Annotated in this window: 12 protein-coding genes; 1 reads left to right on the plus strand and 11 read right to left on the minus strand. The window is 59.4% G+C overall.

Annotated elements, in window-relative coordinates; all coding sequences use genetic code 11:
• The 4 genes from tuf to rpsL all read right to left on the minus strand — a co-directional run.
• Positions 1–1,175: elongation factor Tu (tuf, locus tag FVE66_RS17600; protein ID WP_151448789.1), on the minus strand; the 1,175-nt coding region annotated here is incomplete at its 3' end.
• Between the two features lie 88 nt (positions 1,176–1,263).
• The gene (fusA, locus tag FVE66_RS17605) at positions 1,264–3,369 is read right to left on the minus strand and encodes an elongation factor G (RefSeq protein WP_151448790.1); all 2,106 of its coding nucleotides are present in this window, start codon (positions 3,367–3,369) and stop codon (positions 1,264–1,266) included.
• Between the two features lie 127 nt (positions 3,370–3,496).
• Positions 3,497–3,967, minus strand: coding sequence for a 30S ribosomal protein S7 (gene rpsG / locus FVE66_RS17610; protein ID WP_151448791.1), 471 nt, complete (start codon positions 3,965–3,967; stop codon positions 3,497–3,499).
• Positions 3,968–4,103: 136 nt separating this feature from the next.
• The gene (gene rpsL, locus FVE66_RS17615) at positions 4,104–4,493 is read right to left on the minus strand and encodes a 30S ribosomal protein S12 (protein ID WP_151448792.1); all 390 of its coding nucleotides are present in this window, start codon (positions 4,491–4,493) and stop codon (positions 4,104–4,106) included.
• Positions 4,494–4,999: 506 nt separating this feature from the next.
• Here rpsL and FVE66_RS17620 point away from each other — a divergent pair.
• Positions 5,000–6,787 carry a phosphoethanolamine transferase gene (locus tag FVE66_RS17620; RefSeq protein ID WP_338325402.1) on the plus strand — a complete coding sequence of 596 codons (1,788 nt, stop codon included), beginning with the start codon at positions 5,000–5,002 and terminating at the stop codon, positions 6,785–6,787.
• A 91-nt stretch (positions 6,788–6,878) separates the two neighbouring features.
• Here the strand turns inward: FVE66_RS17620 and rpoC are convergent, their stop codons facing one another.
• From rpoC to nusG, 7 genes are all read right to left on the minus strand, one after another.
• Entirely contained in the window at positions 6,879–11,117 is a 4,239-nt protein-coding gene (gene rpoC, locus FVE66_RS17625) for a DNA-directed RNA polymerase subunit beta' (protein ID WP_151448794.1), read from the minus strand.
• A gap of 95 nt (positions 11,118–11,212) precedes the next feature.
• Positions 11,213–15,319 (minus strand): DNA-directed RNA polymerase subunit beta, encoded by a 4,107-nt coding sequence (rpoB, locus tag FVE66_RS17630; protein ID WP_151448795.1) that lies wholly within the window; start codon positions 15,317–15,319, stop codon positions 11,213–11,215.
• A 280-nt stretch (positions 15,320–15,599) separates the two neighbouring features.
• Positions 15,600–15,974, minus strand: coding sequence for a 50S ribosomal protein L7/L12 (rplL, locus tag FVE66_RS17635; RefSeq protein ID WP_151448796.1), 375 nt, complete (start codon positions 15,972–15,974; stop codon positions 15,600–15,602).
• Positions 15,975–16,049: 75 nt separating this feature from the next.
• Positions 16,050–16,553: a 50S ribosomal protein L10 gene (gene rplJ / locus FVE66_RS17640; protein WP_151448797.1), complete on the minus strand. Its 504-nt coding sequence runs from the start codon at positions 16,551–16,553 to the stop codon at positions 16,050–16,052.
• Between the two features lie 315 nt (positions 16,554–16,868).
• Positions 16,869–17,564: a 50S ribosomal protein L1 gene (rplA, locus tag FVE66_RS17645; RefSeq protein WP_151448798.1), complete on the minus strand. Its 696-nt coding sequence runs from the start codon at positions 17,562–17,564 to the stop codon at positions 16,869–16,871.
• Positions 17,564–17,995, minus strand: a complete 432-nt coding sequence (rplK, locus tag FVE66_RS17650; protein WP_151448799.1) for a 50S ribosomal protein L11 — start codon at positions 17,993–17,995, stop codon at positions 17,564–17,566. The genes rplA and rplK overlap by 1 nt, the downstream gene beginning before the upstream one ends.
• A 125-nt stretch (positions 17,996–18,120) precedes the next feature.
• On the minus strand, positions 18,121–18,717 hold the full coding sequence (nusG, locus tag FVE66_RS17655) for a transcription termination/antitermination protein NusG (protein WP_151448800.1): 597 nt from the start codon (positions 18,715–18,717) through the stop codon (positions 18,121–18,123).

Consider the following 18,717-nt stretch of genomic DNA (forward strand, 5'->3'; position numbering starts at 1 on the left):
GCAACAACGCCGGCGCCGACGGTACGGCCGCCTTCGCGGATTGCAAAACGCAGACCCTCTTCCATCGCGATCGGGTTGATCAGCTGCACAGTGATCGACACGTTATCGCCTGGCATGACCATTTCCTTGTCCTTCGGCAGCTCGATCGCACCCGTCACGTCCGTGGTACGGAAGTAGAACTGCGGACGGTAGTTGTTGAAGAACGGCGTATGACGGCCGCCTTCGTCCTTCGACAGGACATAGATCTCGCCCGTGAAGTGCTTGTGCGGCTTGATCGAACCCGGCTTGGCCAGAACCTGGCCACGCTCCACGTCTTCACGCTTGGTGCCACGCAGCAGCACGCCGACGTTGTCGCCAGCCTGACCCTGGTCCAGCAGCTTGCGGAACATTTCCACGCCCGTGCAGATCGTCTTTTGCGTATCGCGGATACCAACGATTTCCAGCTCTTCGCCAACTTTCACGATGCCACGCTCGACACGACCGGTAACCACCGTGCCACGGCCGGAAATCGAGAACACGTCTTCAACCGGCAGCAGGAATGCGCCGTCAACAGCGCGCTCCGGCGTCGGGATGTACGTGTCCAGCGCTTCGGCCAGCTTCATGATCGCCTGCTCACCCAGCTCGCCCTTGTCGCCTTCCAGCGCCAGTTTGGCCGAACCACGGATGATTGGCAGGTCGTCGCCAGGGAACTCATACTTCGACAACAATTCGCGAACTTCCATCTCGACCAGTTCCAGCAACTCGTCGTCATCAACCATGTCGCACTTGTTCAGGAACACGATGATGTAAGGAACGCCAACCTGGCGCGCCAGCAGGATGTGCTCGCGGGTCTGCGGCATCGGGCCGTCAGCTGCCGAGCACACCAGGATCGCGCCATCCATCTGCGCCGCGCCGGTGATCATGTTCTTCACATAGTCAGCGTGGCCCGGGCAGTCAACGTGCGCATAGTGGCGGTTTTCTGTCTCGTACTCGACGTGCGCCGTGTTGATCGTGATGCCGCGCGCTTTTTCTTCAGGCGCTGCGTCGATCTCGTCATATTTCTTTGCTTCGCCGCCAAACTTGGCCGACAAAACAGTTGCAATCGCAGCCGTCAGCGTGGTCTTGCCATGATCGACGTGGCCAATCGTGCCCACATTCACGTGCGGCTTGGTCCGCTCAAACTTGCCTTTTGCCATTTTCTTCTTCCTTCAAAAAGAACGATGTCTGTATCTGGATGAACCGGCCCGTCACGGGCCGGTCCTGACTTGTTTCTTGCTTTGCTGCTTACTTCGACTTGGCGCTGATCACTGCCTCGGTCACATTCTTCGGCGCTTCTGCGTAGTGCTTGAATTCCATCGTGTAGGTGGCGCGGCCCTGTGTGGCCGAACGCAACGAAGTGGAATAGCCAAACATCTCGGACAGAGGCACTTCAGCCTTGATGATCTTGCCACCGCCGCCGGCGATCTCGTCCATGCCCTGGACCATGCCACGACGGGACGACAGGTCGCCCATCACGGTACCGGCGTAGTCTTCCGGGGTCTCGACTTCAACTGCCATCATCGGCTCGAGCAGCACCGGGCTGGCCTTGCGGCAACCATCCTTGAATGCCATCGAAGCGGCCATGCGGAATGCATTTTCGTTCGAGTCGACGTCATGGTACGAACCAAAGAACAGCGTGACCTTCACGTCGACAACCGGATATCCGGCCAGGACGCCGTTCGAAAGCGTGTCCACCACACCCTTCTCGACTGCAGGGATGTACTCGCGAGGAACCACGCCGCCCTTGATGGCGTCGATGAACTCGAAGCCTTTGCCCGGCTCTTGCGGTTCGATCTTGAGCACCACATGGCCGTACTGGCCGCGTCCACCCGATTGCTTGACGAATTTACCTTCGATCTCTTCGCAGACCTTGCGAATCGTTTCGCGATAGGCAACCTGCGGCTTGCCGACGGTCGCTTCGACGTTGAATTCACGACGCATACGGTCAACGAGAATCTCCAGATGCAGCTCGCCCATACCGGAAATGATGGTCTGGCCAGACTCTTCGTCGGTCTTCACGCGGAACGAAGGATCTTCTGCTGCCAGGCGGTTCAGGGCAATGCCCATGCGCTCCTGGTCGGCCTTGGTCTTCGGCTCGACAGCCTGCGAAATGACCGGCTCAGGGAAGATCATGCGCTCGAGCATGATGATGCTGCTCGGGTCGCACAAGGTGTCGCCAGTGGTGGCTTCTTTCAGGCCGACTGCGGCGGCGATGTCGCCGGCACGAACTTCCTTGATCTCTTCGCGCTGGTTCGCGTGCATCTGCAAAATACGGCCGAGACGCTCTTTCTTGCCCTTGATCGGGTTGTAGATCGTGTCGCCCGAATTGACGATGCCCGAATACACGCGGAAGAAGATCAACTGGCCGACGAACGGATCAGTCATGATCTTGAATGCGAGCGCCGAGAATTTCTCCGCGTCGTCGGCCTTGCGCGAGACTGGTGCCTCGTCGTCGTCGATACCACCGACCGGCGGAATGTCCGTCGGAGCAGGCAGGTATTCGATGACAGCGTCAAGCATGGCCTGCACGCCCTTGTTCTTGAACGCGGTGCCGCACATCATTGGCACGATCTCGCTGGCGATGGTGCGGGTGCGCAGCGCCAACTTGATTTCTTCCTCGGAGAGGTCACCCTCTTCAAGGTACTTGTTCATCAGTTCTTCAGTAGCTTCGGCGGCTGCTTCGACCATCTTCTCGCGCCATTCGTCCGCCAGGCCCTTCAGCTCGGCGGGAATCTCGCGATAGTCGAATTTCATGCCCTGCGACGCTTCGTCCCAGTAGATCGCCTTCATCTTGACCAGATCGATCACGCCCTCGAAATTGTCTTCGGCACCGATAGGCACCTGAATCGGAATCGGGTTGGCCTTCAGGCGTGCGCGCATCTGCTCGTACACCTTGAAGAAGTTGGCGCCGGTACGGTCCATCTTGTTCACGAATGCGAGACGCGGCACCTTGTACTTGTTGGCCTGGCGCCAGACAGTCTCCGACTGCGGCTGCACGCCACCCACTGCGCAATAGACCATGCAAGCGCCATCCAGCACGCGCATCGAGCGCTCGACTTCAATAGTGAAGTCGACGTGGCCCGGCGTGTCGATGATGTTGATGTGATGTTCCGGGAAATTGTTGGCCATGCCTTTCCAGAAGCAGGTCGTGGCAGCGGAGGTGATCGTGATGCCACGCTCCTGCTCCTGCTCCATCCAGTCCATGGTGGCCGCACCGTCATGCACTTCACCGAGCTTGTGGTTGACGCCGGTGTAGAACAGGATACGCTCGGTGGTGGTGGTCTTGCCGGCGTCGATGTGAGCGGAGATACCGATGTTACGGTAGCGCTCGATAGGGGTCTTGCGAGCCATAATCAATCCTAAGTCTTTTCAATGAACGAAACCGAGCGCACCTTGTTTGTCACAGTAGCGCCCGGTTTGGACAGGTTTTTTGCATCGGACAGTTGCCGCCACATCGGTGACGGCCCCACCCTCATAATCAGAAGCGGAAATGCGAGAAGGCTTTGTTGGCCTCTGCCATACGGTGCACTTCGTCCCGCTTCTTCATTGCGCCGCCGCGACCTTCGGCAGCATCCATCAACTCGCCCGCCAAGCGCAGGGCCATCGACTTTTCACTGCGCTTCTTGGCAGCTTCGCGCAGCCAGCGCATGGACAAGGCCATGCGGCGAACGGGACGAACCTCGACCGGCACCTGGTAGTTGGCGCCACCGACACGGCGGGACTTCACCTCGACCATGGGCTTGCAGTTACCGATTGCGGTGGCAAACACCTCGAGCGCATCCTTGCCCGATTTTTTCTGGATCTGATCCAGAGCATCATAGATGATGGTTTCGGCGACCGACTTCTTGCCGTCGACCATCAGCGTGTTGACGAACTTGGACAGATCAGTATTGCCGAACTTGGGATCCGGCAGGATTTCCCGTTTGGGGACTTCACGACGACGTGGCATTGCTGTTCCTTTCCATTCTTCAGTTGAGCGCCGGACCTGTATCCGCGCACTCCCGGACAGCCATCAGGCCTGTCCACTTACTCGGCCCTGTCCGGACCGACTCCTTGCCTCACCGCAGAGCGGCGAAACGCTTGAATTACTTCTTGGCTGCGCCAGCCTTGGCTTTCTTGGTGCCGTACTTCGAGCGAGCCTGCTTACGCTTGGACACGCCCTGGGTATCAAGCGCACCACGAACCATGTGGTAACGAACACCAGGCAAATCCTTTACACGACCACCGCGCAGCAGCACGACACTGTGCTCTTGCAGATTGTGGCCTTCACCGCCGATGTACGAGATGACTTCGAAGCCGTTGGTGAGGCGCACTTTGGCGACCTTACGCAGCGCCGAGTTCGGCTTTTTCGGGGTGGTGGTGTAGACGCGCGTGCAAACGCCGCGCTTTTGCGGGCTGAGTTGCAGCGCCGGCGATTTGCTCTTGACGACCGCGGAGGTGCGTCCTTTGCGAATCAATTGATTGATGGTTGGCATCGGTCTGTATCCAACAAAACGGTTTTAATAAAACGAAACCCGGGCACGAAGGCACCCAGGGACGAAACTGGAACTTCAAATCGATCAGACCAAGGGGGTGAAGCGTCGCGCGAGGCACGGGGACCAAAGAACGCTAAGCCCAAGGAGAGCTTAAAATCGAGAACTCGCGAGTATAGTCTTGATGTCCGAAAGCGTCAATTGGCAATTCAGGGCTGGATGACAGCACCATCCACTGCAAATTGGCAAACATCGAGGTGCCCCATGGAACCCGGCCCCAAGGGGCACGATGTTGCCCGGCAACGTCAGCCGGTCCCCGGGACGCCCCCCCCTGCAATCTGGATAAGCAGGGAACCGCAGGAATCCGGGATAATACGCCTCCCCAACGCAATTGCCTCCAGTCCCCTCCCATGCCCCCGTTGTTGAATCCGGCAAACTTGTTTTTGCTTGGCACCTACCTCCTGCTTTCGGCGGTCCCCTTCCTTTCCTTGACGCTAGGCAAGCCGGTAGTGAACGCTTACCAGCTTGCTGGTGCCGCGGTCATGGCGTGGGTGACGGTCTGGGCGGTCTTCAAGCGCCCGGCCTGGTTCCATTGGCTGCTGTTCCCCGCCTTCCTCGCTGTTCCCGTCCAACTGTACCTGGTCGCCTACTTCGGCCAGGACGTGTCCGCCCACCATCTGGGCATTATTCTCGAGACCAGTCCAAAGGAGGCGCTTGAATTTCTGGGCAACAAGCTGTGGTTGCTTGGCGCCGTCGCGGTGGCGGTTCTGGCCTGGTTTGCGGCATCCTTGCGGGTAGCCTGCAAGTCGCGCGACCTGGACTGGAAAGATCAGTCGCGCTGGATCATACTTGCCAGCCTTGCGATCGGTTACGGCGCCTGGCTGTACGGAATGTCGGTCGGCGTTGCCAAGGCGAAGCCGGCCTCTGCTTCAGTCACGCTTGGATCGGATTCGGCAAGCCAGCAGCAAACCAGCCCGGATGAGGTTGGCGACGATGAAGGCGAGGCAGCAGATGCCAACGCCAGCGCCCCCTCCCCTTCCACCGCAATCACCGCCACGCTCCCCAAGCTACCCCGATGGGCGGCACCGCCGCTGGATGCCACCTTGTTCGGCAAGAGCTGGCCGTTCGGATTGGCCATGCCGGCCTGGGAGTTCTGGAAGGAGCGCAAGTACCTGAGCGAACTGGCGGAACGCAGCAAAGCGTTCAAGTTCGGCGCGCGCCAGGAGGGTGCCGCAGACCGGCCGCAAGTTGTGGTCATGGTTCTGGGTGAGTCTTCCCGCTTCGACCGCTGGAGCCTGAACGGCTACAAGCGGGAAACCAATCCGCTGCTGAAAAAAGAAGCCAACCTTGTCAGCCTGGCTGACATGGTGACAGCGGTGTCAGCAACGCGGCTCTCGGTTCCCGTCATCCTGTCGCGCAAGCCGGCGACGCAAAGCCTGAAGGCAGGGTTCTCGGAGAAATCCTTCATTACCGCGTACAAGGAAGCGGGATTCAAGACCTACTGGCTTTCGAACCAGATGTCGTTCGGGCAGTTCGACACGCCCGTTTCGGTATTCGCCAAGGAAGCCGATGTCGTCCAGTTCCTCAACCCGGGCGGCTATACGGATCACTCCAGCCTGGACACCATCCTGCTCGACCCATTGAAGGCAGCGATGAACGACCCCTCTCCAAAGAAGCTGGTCGTACTGCACAGCCTTGGCAATCACTGGAACTACAGCCATCGCTATCCCAAGGAATTCGACAAATGGCAGCCTTCGCTGTTCGGTCAGAAGAATCCGGCCTATACCGACCGCGCGCTCAAGCCGGCACTGAATAACAGTTACGACAATTCCATCCTCTACACCGACTGGTTCCTGTCACAGGTGATCGGATCATTGAAGGTACGGGGGGAACGTGGCGAAATGACCTCGATGATGTACGTCGCAGATCACGGCCAGACCCTGTATGACGGCAGCTGCGACATCGCCTTCCACGGTCACAACACGCAGCATGAATTCCATGTGCCGGCCTTGGTTTGGTATTCGGACCAATACAAGGAAGCATTCCCGGGAAAAGTGGAAACGCTTGCGCGCAATCGCAAGGCAAAGCTGGCGACCGAGAATGTGTTCCACTCCCTGCTCGACCTGTCGGACATCCGCTATTCGACCGAGCAACTGCAGCGAAGCATGTTCAGCAAGAAGTTCCGCCGTCACAAGCGCTATGTGGACAGCTATGGGTGGACGGATTATGACAATGCGCGCTTCAAGGGCGATTGCCGGGAAGTGATCGCCAAGGGCAAGCCGCTTCCACAGGATTGAGCTGATCGCCGGTAGCTGAACAGCTCAGACGATCAGCTCAAAAAAAACGGCCCGCTTGCGCGAGCCGTTTTTGTTTAACGCAGGACGGTCATCAACCCTGGTCGTCGTCCGAACTCGGCGTTGCAGTGATAAAGATTGCGTTGGCTTCCGCCTCGCGAGCCGCACGCTCGGACTGCAGCAGTGCGGTGCGCTCTTCGGCTTCCCACGATTCTTTTTCCTTGCGTGCACGGTGGTATGCCAGACCCGTACCAGCCGGGATCAGGCGACCCACGATCACGTTTTCCTTCAGGCCCCGCAGGCCATCTTTCTTGCCCATGATCGCCGCTTCGGTCAGCACGCGCGTGGTCTCCTGGAAGGAGGCTGCGGAAATGAACGAATCGGTCGACAGCGATGCCTTGGTGATGCCCAGCAGTACGTTGTCGTAGGTTGCCGGACGCTTTCCTTCGGCAATGACGCGGTCGTTTTCGTCCAGCAGTTCCGAACGCTCGACCTGCTCGCCCGGAATGTAGCCGGTTTCGCCCGCATCGCCGACAGCCACGCGACGCAACATCTGCCGCACGATGACTTCGATGTGCTTGTCGTTGATCTTCACGCCCTGCAGACGGTACACGTCCTGGACTTCGTCGACGATGTAGCGGGACAAGGCTTCGATGCCCAGCAGGCGCAGGATGTCCTGCGGATCAGCCGGACCGTCGACAATCATCTCGCCCTTGTTCACCACCTGGCCGTCATGCACCAGCACTTGCTTGTCCTTGGTGATCAGGAACTCATGCTTGTTGCCGTCCATGTCGGTGATTTCCAGGCGTTGCTTGCCCTTGGTCTCCTTGCCGAACGCGACCGTGCCGGTAACTTCCGCCAGCATGCCGGCGTCTTTCGGCGACCGTGCTTCGAACAGCTCGGCAACACGCGGCAGACCGCCGGTGATGTCACGCGTTTTCTGCGATTCGGTCGGGATACGTGCCAGCACCTCGCCGACGCCAACCTGCTGGCCATCCTTGACGGTGATCAGCGCGCCGACCTGGAAGCCGATCGTCACTGCATGTTCAGTGCCAGCGATCTTCACTTCCTGGCCTTGCTCGTTCAGCAGCTTGACCTGCGGACGCATGATCTTGGCAGCGGAGCCGCGGCGCTTGGCGTCGATGACGACCAGCGTCGACAAGCCGGTAACTTCGTCGATCTGCTTGGCAACCGTAGCGCCCTCTTCCACGTTCTCGAACTTCACCGTGCCGCTGTATTCGGTGATGATAGGACGGGTCAGCGGATCCCAGGTCGCCAGTGCGGTGCCTGCCTTGATCGTCAGGCCATCCTTGACGATCAGGGTGGCGCCATACGGCACCTTGTGGCGCTCGCGCTCGCGTCCGAGATCGTCGGTGATCAGCACTTCGCCCGAACGGGAGATGACGATCTGGTCGCCCTTTCCGTTCGTGACATAACGCATCGTGGCGGTAAAGCGCACGACACCGTTCGACTTGGCTTCCACCGAAGATGCGACCGCAGCACGCGATGCCGCGCCACCAATGTGGAAGGTACGCATCGTCAGCTGGGTACCCGGCTCGCCGATCGACTGCGCAGCCACCACGCCAACGGCTTCACCGACGTTGACCAGCGTACCGCGGCCAAGATCACGGCCATAGCACTTGGCGCACAGTCCATAACGGGTTTCGCAAGTCAGCGCAGTGCGGACTTTCACCTCGTCGATGCCGCGGCGCTCGATATCTTCCACCATGTCTTCGTCCAGCAGGGTGCCGGATTCGTACACGGTTTCCTGCGACTCGGGGTCCACGACGTCGGCGACGACCACGCGGCCGAGGATACGGTCGCGCAGCGCTTCGATCACTTCACCGCCTTCGACCAGCGCCTTCATCAATGCGCCGTTGCTGGTTCCGCAATCATCTTCGATCACGACCAGATCTTGTGTCACGTCGACCAGGCGACGGGTCAGGTAACCGGAGTTTGCGGTCTTCAGCGCGGTATCGGCCAGGCCCTTACGGGCGCCGTGGGTCGAGATGAAGTACTGCAACACGTTCAGGCCTTCGCGGAAGTTCGCGGTAATCGGCGTTTCGATGATGGAGCCGTCAGGCTTTGCCATCAGGCCACGCATACCGGCCAACTGGCGGATCTGGGCTGCCGAACCGCGCGCACCGGAGTCGGCCATCATGTAGATGGCGTTGAACGATTCCTGATGACCCTGCGTGCCGTCACGCCTGGTGACAGGCTCGACCTTGAGCTGGTCCATCATGGCCTTGCCGACTTCGTCGCCGGCCTTGCCCCAGATGTCCACCACCTTGTTGTAGCGCTCGCCAGCGGTGACCAGACCGGACGAATATTGCTGCTCGATCTGTTTCACTTCCTGCTCGGCCTGGGCAATGAGCGTCACCTTTTGCGGCGGCACCAGCATGTCGTCGACGCAGATCGAAATGCCCGCGCGGGTCGCCAGGCGGAAGCCCGACTGCATCAACTGATCGGCGAACACAACTGTGGCGCGCAGGCCGCACTTGCGGAACGATGTATTGATCAGGCGCGAGATTTCTTTCTTCTTCAGCGCGCGGTTCAGGACCGAGAACGGCAGCCCCTTCGGCAGGATCTCGGACAGGATCGCACGGCCGACGGTGGTCTCGTAACGCGTGATTGTCTTCACGAACTCGCCAGTCTCGGCGCTGCGCGGATACTCGGTGATCCGGACCGTGACGCGCGTGGTCAGTTCCACTTCCTTGTTGTCGTAGGCGCGGATGACCTCGTCGACATCGGGGAAAATCATGCCTTCGTTACGGCCGTTGATCTTCTCGCGGGTTGCGTAGTACAGGCCCAGCACGATGTCCTGCGACGGCACGATCGACGGCTCGCCGTTCGACGGGAACAGGATGTTGTTCGACGCCAGCATCAGCGTGCGCGCTTCCATCTGCGCTTCGATCGACAGCGGAACGTGCACAGCCATCTGGTCGCCGTCAAAGTCGGCGTTGAAGGCGGCGCAAACCAGCGGGTGCAACTGAATGGCCTTGCCTTCGATCAGAACTGGCTCGAATGCCTGGATGCCGAGGCGGTGCAAGGTCGGTGCGCGGTTGAGCATCACCGGATGCTCGCGGATCACGTCTTCCAGAATATCCCAGACCACTGGCTCCTGGATCTCGACCAGCTTCTTGGCTGCCTTGATCGTGGTAGCCAGGCCCATCAGTTCCAGCTTGTTGAAGATGAAGGGCTTGAAGAGTTCCAGCGCCATCAGCTTTGGCAGGCCGCACTGATGCAGCTTCAGTTGCGGACCGACCACGATGACCGAACGGCCCGAGTAGTCGACGCGCTTGCCCAGCAAGTTCTGACGGAAGCGTCCGCCTTTACCCTTGATCATTTCAGCCAGCGACTTGAGCGGACGCTTGTTGGCGCCGGTCATGGCCTTGCCGCGACGGCCGTTGTCCAGCAGCGAGTCGACAGCTTCCTGCAGCATGCGCTTTTCGTTGCGCGTGATGATTTCCGGCGCGCGCAGTTCCATCAAGCGCTTCAGGCGGTTGTTGCGGTTGATGACGCGGCGATAAAGGTCGTTCAGGTCGGAGGTCGCAAAGCGGCCGCCATCCAGCGGAACCAGCGGACGCAGTTCCGGCGGCAGCACCGGCAACACTTCCATGATCATCCAGTCAGGCTTGATGCCCGAACGCTGGAACGCCTCCAGCACCTTCAGGCGCTTGGCGAATTTCTTGATCTTGGCTTCCGACTTCGACTCCTTGAGCTCCTGACGCAGGTGCTCGGCATCGCGGTCGATGTCGATGGAACGCAGCAGTTCACGGATGCCTTCGGCGCCCATGAATGCAGTGAAGTCGTCGCCGAATTCTTCGTACTTGGCGGCGTAATCCTCTTCCGTCATGATCTGGCAGCGCTTGAGCGGCGTCATGCCCGGGTCGGTGACGACATAGGCTTCGAAATACAGCACGCGCTCGATGTCGCGCAATGTCATGTCCAGCACCATGCCCAGACGCGACGGCAGCGACTTCAGGAACCAGATGTGCGCGGTCGGCGAAGCCAGTTCGATGTGGCCCATGCGTTCGCGGCGGACCTTGGCCAGCGTAACTTCAACGCCGCACTTTTCGCAGATCACGCCACGGTGTTTGAGGCGCTTGTACTTGCCGCACAGGCATTCGTAATCCTTGATCGGGCCAAAGATCTTGGCGCAAAACAGGCCGTCACGTTCAGGCTTGAAGGTACGGTAGTTGATGGTTTCCGGCTTCTTGACTTCGCCGTAGGACCAGGAACGGATTTTTTCGGGCGACGCGAGGCCAATCTTGATCGCGTCGAATTGTTCATTTTGCTGAACTTGCTTGAATAGATCGAGCAGGGCTTTCATGTATCACTCCAGGGTGGCGTGAAAAAACTAATTCTTTTTACATCTGTTCCAGTGAAGCAGCGGACACCCGCGTCATGCAGGCATCCGCGCGTTCATCACTCGCGCTCGAGGTCGATGTCGATACCCAGCGAGCGGATTTCCTTCACCAGCACATTGAAGGATTCCGGCATGCCGGCGTCGATCACGTGATCGCCCTTGACCAGGTTTTCGTAAACCTTGGTCCGGCCATTCACGTCGTCCGACTTCACGGTCAGCATTTCCTGCAGCACGTAGGACGCGCCATAGGCTTCCAGCGCCCAGACTTCCATCTCGCCGAAACGCTGGCCGCCGAACTGCGCCTTGCCGCCGAGCGGCTGCTGCGTGACCAGCGAATACGGACCGGTCGAACGTGCGTGCATCTTGTCGTCGACCAGATGGTGCAGCTTGAGCATGTGCATGTATCCCACGGTGACCGAGCGCTCGAATGCTTCGCCGGTGCGTCCGTCGTACATCGTCACCTGGTTCTTCGACGGCGTCATGCCAAGCTGCTTGGCAATGTGGTCCGGATAGGCCAGGTCCAGCATGCGATGGATTTCTCCCTCATGCGCACCGTCGAACACTGGCGTCGCGAAAGGCACGCCATCGCGCAGGTTGTCCGCCAAGTGCAGCACCTCGTCATCGGTCAGGTTCTCGAGATCTTCCTGATGACCGGATTCGTTGTAGATGGTCGTCAGGAACTTGCGCATCTCCGCTGCCTTGGCCTGCGTCTTCAGCATTTCACCGATACGCAGTCCCAAGCCCTTGGCTGCCCAGCCAAGGTGGACTTCCAGCACCTGGCCGACGTTCATCCGTGACGGCACGCCCAGCGGGTTCAGCACGACGTCGGCCGGCGTACCGTCCGCCATGTAAGGCATGTCTTCCACCGGCACGATGCGCGAGACCACACCTTTGTTGCCGTGGCGGCCTGCCATCTTGTCGCCAGGCTGCAGGCGGCGCTTGACCGCCAGGTAAACCTTGACCATCTTCTGCACGCCTGGCGGCAGTTCGTCGCCCTGGGTCAGCTTCTTGCGCTTCTCTTCGAATGCAAGGTCGAACTGGTGACGCTTCTCGGCGATCGATTCCTTGATCGCTTCCAGTGCGGCAGCAGCATCGTCTTCCGCCGGACGGATGTCGAACCAGTGGAATTTCTCCAGATCGTCCAGGTATTCCTTGGTGATCTTCGCGCCCTTGGCCAGCTTCTTCGGGCCGCCGTTGACGACTTTGCCGATCAGCATCCTTTCCAGACGCTGGAAGGCGTCGCCTTCGACGATACGCAGCTGGTCGTTCAGGTCGAGACGGTAACGCTTCAGCTCGTCGTCGATGATCTGCTGCGCACGCTTGTCGCGGGCGATGCCTTCGCGAGTGAACACCTGCACATCGATCACGGTGCCAACCATGCCGGACGGCACGCGCAGCGACGTATCCTTGACGTCGGACGCCTTCTCGCCAAAGATGGCGCGCAGAAGTTTCTCTTCCGGCGTCAACTGGGTCTCGCCCTTCGGCGTGACCTTGCCGACCAGGACGTCGCCCGCTTCGACTTCAGCGCCGATGTAGACGATACCCGACTCGTCCAGACGGGCGAGCTGGTTTTCGGCCAGGTTGGAGATATCGCGCGTGATCTCTTCCGCACCGAGCTTGGTGTCGCGTGCGACGACCGACAACTCTTCGATGTGGATCGAGGTATAGCGGTCGTCTGCCACCACCTTCTCGGAGATCAGTATCGAGTCCTCGAAGTTGTAGCCGTTCCATGGCATGAAGGCCACCAGCATGTTCTGGCCGAGCGCGAGTTCACCGAGATCGGTGGAGGCGCCGTCGGCAATCACGTCACCGCGGGCAACTCGGTCGCCGACCCTGACGATCGGACGCTGGTTGATGTTGGTGTTCTGGTTGGAACGGGTGTACTTGATCAGGTTGTAGATGTCGACGCCGACTTCACCGGCTGCTGCTTCGTCATCATTCACGCGGATCACCACGCGGCCGGCATCGACATAGTCGACCGCGCCACCGCGCAGCGCCTGCACCGTGGTGCCCGAGTCGACCGCAACGGTGCGCTCGATACCGGTACCGACGAGGGCTTTCTCCGGACGCAGGCAGGGAACCGCCTGGCGTTGCATGTTGGCGCCCATCAAGGCACGGTTCGCGTCATCGTGTTCCAGGAACGGAATCAGCGACGCTGCAACAGAAACGATCTGGCCTGGCGCCACGTCCATGTACTGCACGCGCTCAGGCGACACCAGGATGGTCTCGCCAGCCTGGCGGGAAGAAACCAGTTCGTCCGACAGCTTGCCGTTCTGGTCGATGGTCGCATTCGCCTGGGCGATCACATAGCGACCTTCTTCAATTGCGGACAGGTAATCGATCTGGTCGGTCACGCCGCTGGCCTCGACCTTACGGTACGGGGTCTCGAGGAAGCCGTATTCGTTCAGGCGCGCATACAGTGCCAGCGAGTTGATCAGGCCGATGTTCGGGCCTTCCGGTGTCTCGATGGGGCACACGCGGCCATAGTGGGTCGGGTGCACGTCGCGCACTTCGAAACCGGCGCGCTCGCGAGTCAAACCGCCCGGGCCAAGTGCCGAAACACGACGCTTGTGCGTGATCTCGGACAGCGGGTTGGTCTGGTCCATGAACTGCGACAGCTGCGACGATCCGAAAAACTCGCGAATGGCTGCCGAAATCGGCTTGGAGTTGATCAGGTCATGCGGCATCAGGTTGTCTGCTTCGGCCTGGCCGAGACGTTCCTTGACCGCGCGCTCGACACGCACCAGGCCGGCACGGAACTGGTTTTCTGCCAGTTCGCCAACACAACGCACGCGGCGGTTGCCGAGGTGATCGATGTCGTCGACTTCGCCACGGCCATTGCGCAGCTCGACCAGGATCTTGATCACGGCGAGCACGTCTTCGTTCGACAGCGTCATGGTGCCGGTCAGCTCGTCGCGGCTCACGCGACGGTTGAACTTCATGCGGCCAACTGCGGACAGGTCGTAACGGTCTTCGTTATAGAACAGTCCATTGAACAGGGCCTCGACCGAATCCTCGGTCGGCGGCTCGCCGGGACGCATCATGCGGTAGATCGCGACGCGAGCGGCCATCTGGTCGGTCGTATCGTCGCTACGCAGGGTTTGCGAGATGTAGGCGCCCTGATCCAGATCGTTGGTGTACAAGGTCTGGATCTGCTGGATGCCGGCATCGCGCAGGCGAGCCAGCAATTCATCGGTCAATTCGTCGTTCGCGAGGGCGATGACTTCACCGGTGTCGCTGTCAACGATGTTCTTCGCCAACACGCGACCAAGCAAGTAGTCTTCCGGAACCGAAATGAAGGTGATGCCGGCGGCTTCGATGTCGCGCACATGACGGGCATTGACGCGCTTGTCCTTCTGGACGAGCACCTTGCCGGAGCGGTCGGCGATGTCGAAACGCGCAACTTCACCACGCAGGCGGTCGCCGACGAATTCCATCTCTGCGCCTTCCGAACGCAGCGCGAAATTATCGAACACGAAGAAGTTCGCGAGGATCTGCTCGACGGTCATGCCGATTGCTTTCAGCAGGATCGTGACCGGCATCTTACGGCGACGGTCGACTCGGAAGAACAGGATGTCCTTCGGATCGAATTCGAAGTCCAGCCAGGAGCCGCGGTAGGGGATGATGCGCGCCGAGAACAACAGCTTGCCTGACGAATGCGTCTTGCCGCGGTCATGTTCGAAGAACACGCCCGGGGAACGGTGCAACTGGGAAACGATGACACGCTCGGTTCCGTTGATGACGAAGGAACCGTTCTTCGTCATCAGCGGCAGTTCGCCCATGTAGACTTCCTGCTCCTTCATTTCCTTCACGACCGGCTTGGTCGGCGATTCCTTGTCCAGGATCACCAGACGCACCTTGGCACGCAGCGGCGACGCAAAGGTCAGGCCACGCTGCTGGCATTCCTTGACGTCAAATGGAGGTTCGCCAAGCACGTACGAGAGGAACTCGAGGCGAGCAAAGCCATTGTGGGAAACAATCGGGAAAATCGAGGTAAAGGCCGACTGCAGGCCTTCATTAGTACGGTTGCTGACAGCCGTGCCAGCTTGCAAGAAGGCTTGGTAAGAATCGAGCTGGGTAGCCAGCAGGAACGGAACATTGTGAACGTTAGCGCGCTTTGCAAAGGACTTGCGGATGCGCTTCTTCTCAGTAAATGAGTAGTGCATGAACACTCCGTGAGTGACAGGAAGGATAGAGAATTCAGGATTCGCCGCGGCATCATGTTGACCGCCGCGCCTCGCCTTCGCGAAGCTTTCGAAACCTCAAGTCTCGGCCCTTCAAGACAATTGATACTGCGGGCGTAGCTTTGCCGGCTTGCCGGTTCAACTACTCATCAAAACAAGTCTTGTCGATTTTCTGAAACGACAAAGGAGCCAAAGCCGGCCCTGCCGCAAAGCAGGTCCCGCGCTTTGACTCCGTGCTGCAAAAAATGCCGGCAGAGAGTAATTACTTGATCTCTGCTTTTGCGCCTGCGTCTTCCAGCTTTTTCTTTGCTGCTTCTGCATCTGCCTTGGAAACGGCTTCCTTGACAGGCTTCGGTGCGCCGTCCACCAGGTCTTTTGCTTCTTTCAGGCCCAGGCCGGTGATTTCGCGAACGGCCTTGATGACGCCGACCTTGTTCGCGCCGAAGTCGGTCAGGGTGACCGTGAACTCGGTTTGCTCTTCAGCTGCTGCGGCTGCACCGGCGCCAGCTGGGCCAGCAACGGCCACTGCAGCGGCGGAAACGCCAAACTTCTCTTCGAACGCCTTGACCAGGTCGTTCAGCTCCATCACGGACATCTGGCCTACTGCTTCAAGGATGTCGTCTTTGCTGATTGCCATTTGAAACTCCTAAATATATGTCGATTTGATTGTCGGATTGGTATCTGACGGAAGCAGGGAAAACGCGAGGGCGCCTCAGGCGGCCGCTGCGGTTTCTTCCTTCTTCGCTGCAACTGCAGCAAGTGCGCGCGCAAATCCGGCTACCGGTGCCTGCATCATGCCCACAACCTGGGCCAGCAGAACCTCACGGCTCGGAATGTTGGCCAGGGCCGCAACACCAGCCTTGTCCAGCGACTTGCCTGCGTAATTGCCTGCCTTGATAACCAGTTTGTCGTTGGTTTTTGCAAAGTCGGCGAAGACTTTTGCAGCTGCCACGGCATCCTCGGAGATCGCATAGATCAACGGGCCGGTCATCTCGGAGGCGAGGGATGCAAACGGCGTACCATCCACAGCGCGACGAGCAAGCGTGTTTTTCACAACTTGCAGGTCCACTGAACGCTCGCGTGCGTCCTTCCGCAGTTTCGTCAAATCACCAACCTTGATGCCACGGTACTCGGCCAGCACGACGGTCTGCGCCTTTGCAACCATGGCGGAGATATCGGCTACGACGGCCTTCTTGTCATCCAGATTGAGACTCACGGTCAACCTCCAAAAATGATGCTTCGGTCATTACGCAACCGGATGGCTGCTTACCTCGCATCGGTTCGAACACGGCGTCCGAAGTCAGGAGTTTCTTGCCGGCGCATGTGTTGCACACGCTTCGAAGCGACTACATAACTTGTTCGGGTTCGCCATCTGCGTTGGGGACCGGAGCGAACTCCGGCGATTTAACCTTGCGCAGGCTTGCCTGCACTCGGCCCAACGGTCTTTGACTGCCTGGACCATTTCCATGAAGGATCAGGTCCAGCCCAAAGTCTCGCCTCGCACCCGAGGGCACGAGGACTTGAATCTTGCTTAAGCGGCCAGCGTGGACTGGTCAACGCGCACGCCGGCGCCCATCGTGGACGACAGCGAAATCTTGCGCAGGTACACGCCCTTGCTGGTTGCTGGCTTGGCCTTGTTCAGTGCCTCGATCAGCGCGACCAGGTTGGTCTTCAGATCGGCATCGCTGAACGACTTGCGGCCAATCGTGGTGTGAATGATGCCTGCTTTGTCGGTGCGGTACTGCACCTGGCCTGCCTTGGCGTTACGAACTGCGCCAGCGACGTCAGGAGTAACAGTTCCGACCTTCGGGTTCGGCATCATGCCGCGTGGGCCGAGGATCTGGCCCAGCGTACCAACGATACGCATGGTGTCCGGCGAGGCGATCACGATGTCGAACGGCATGTCACCGGCCTTGATGCGTTCTGCCAGGTCTTCCATGCCAACGATGTCGGCACCAGCTGCCTTGGCCTGCTCAGCCTTTTCGCCAGTAGCGAAGACGGCGACGCGTACGGTCTTGCCGGTGCCGGCGGGCAGCACGACAGATCCACGCACGACCTGGTCCGATTTCTTGGCGTCAACGCCCAGCTGGACGGACACGTCGATCGATTCGTTGAACTTCGCGGTCGCGCATTCCTTGATCAGCGTGACTGCATTGTCGAACGGGTAGGACTTGGTACGGTCTACCTTGGCCTTGAATTCTTTTGCGCGTTTTGACAGCTTAGCCATTACAGACCCTCCACCGTGATGCCCATCGAACGAGCGGAGCCGGCGATCGTGCGCACAGCGGCATCCTCATTTGCAGCCGTCAGGTTGGCACCCTTGAGCTTGGCGATCTCGAGCGCTTGAGCGCGCGTGATCTTGGCGACCTTGTCGGTATGCGGCTTGGCCGAACCCTTCTGGATGCCAGCTGCCTTCTTGAGCAGGTAGGTCGCGGGCGGGGTGTTCATCACGAAAGTGAAGGACTTGTCCGCGAATGCCGTAATGATGACCGGGATCGGCGTGCCTGGCTCGATACCCTGGGTCTGCGCGTTGAACGCCTTGCAGAATTCCATGATGTTCAGGCCACGCTGGCCCAATGCCGGGCCAATCGGAGGGGAGGGGTTTGCCTTACCAGCTGCCACTTGCAGCTTGATAAAGCCAATGATTTTCTTTGCCATGAAGATTCCTGTTGAGTGAGTGATAGCGCCGGTTCCACTGCCTTGCGGCCGCTTACTTGGGCTCCTCTCGTACTGCTTCGAACGGATTGCGCAAAAAGCGCGGCGCTCCGTTCAGCGCCTGCTGCTTAAACCTTTTCGACCTGGCCGAACTCGAGTTCGACAGGCGTGGCGCGACCAAAGATCGTGACCGAGACGCGCACGCGCGATTTCTCGTAGTTCACTTCCTCGACGTTGCCGTTGAAATCCGTGAACGGGCCATCCTTGATCCGGACCAGTTCGCCGACTTCGTACAATACTTTCGGACGTGGCTTTTCGACGCCTTCCTGCATCTGCTGCATGATCTTGTCGACTTCATGCGGCGGAATCGGGGTCGGCTTGTTGGACTTGCCGCCAATGAATCCGGTCACCTTGTTGGTGTTCTTCACCAGGTGCCAGGTATCGTCCGTCATTTCCATTTCAACCAGCACGTAGCCCGGGAAAAAACGGCGCTCGGTGACTGACTTCTGCCCGTTTTTGACCTCGATGACTTCTTCGGTCGGCACCAGAATCTGGCCGAATTTGTCTTGCATGCCGGCGCGGGTAATGCGCTCGGTCAATGCGCGCTGCACGCTCTTCTCCATGCCGGAGTAGGCGTGCACGACATACCAGCGCTTGTTGCTCGGCGGCACTGCCGCCGGAGTCGGGCTTCCGCCTTCGGCGCTATCCTGCAAATTTTCGCTCAT

Source organism: Lacisediminimonas profundi, from assembly GCF_008831265.1.
Taxonomy (GTDB): domain Bacteria; phylum Pseudomonadota; class Gammaproteobacteria; order Burkholderiales; family Burkholderiaceae_D; genus Lacisediminimonas; species Lacisediminimonas profundi.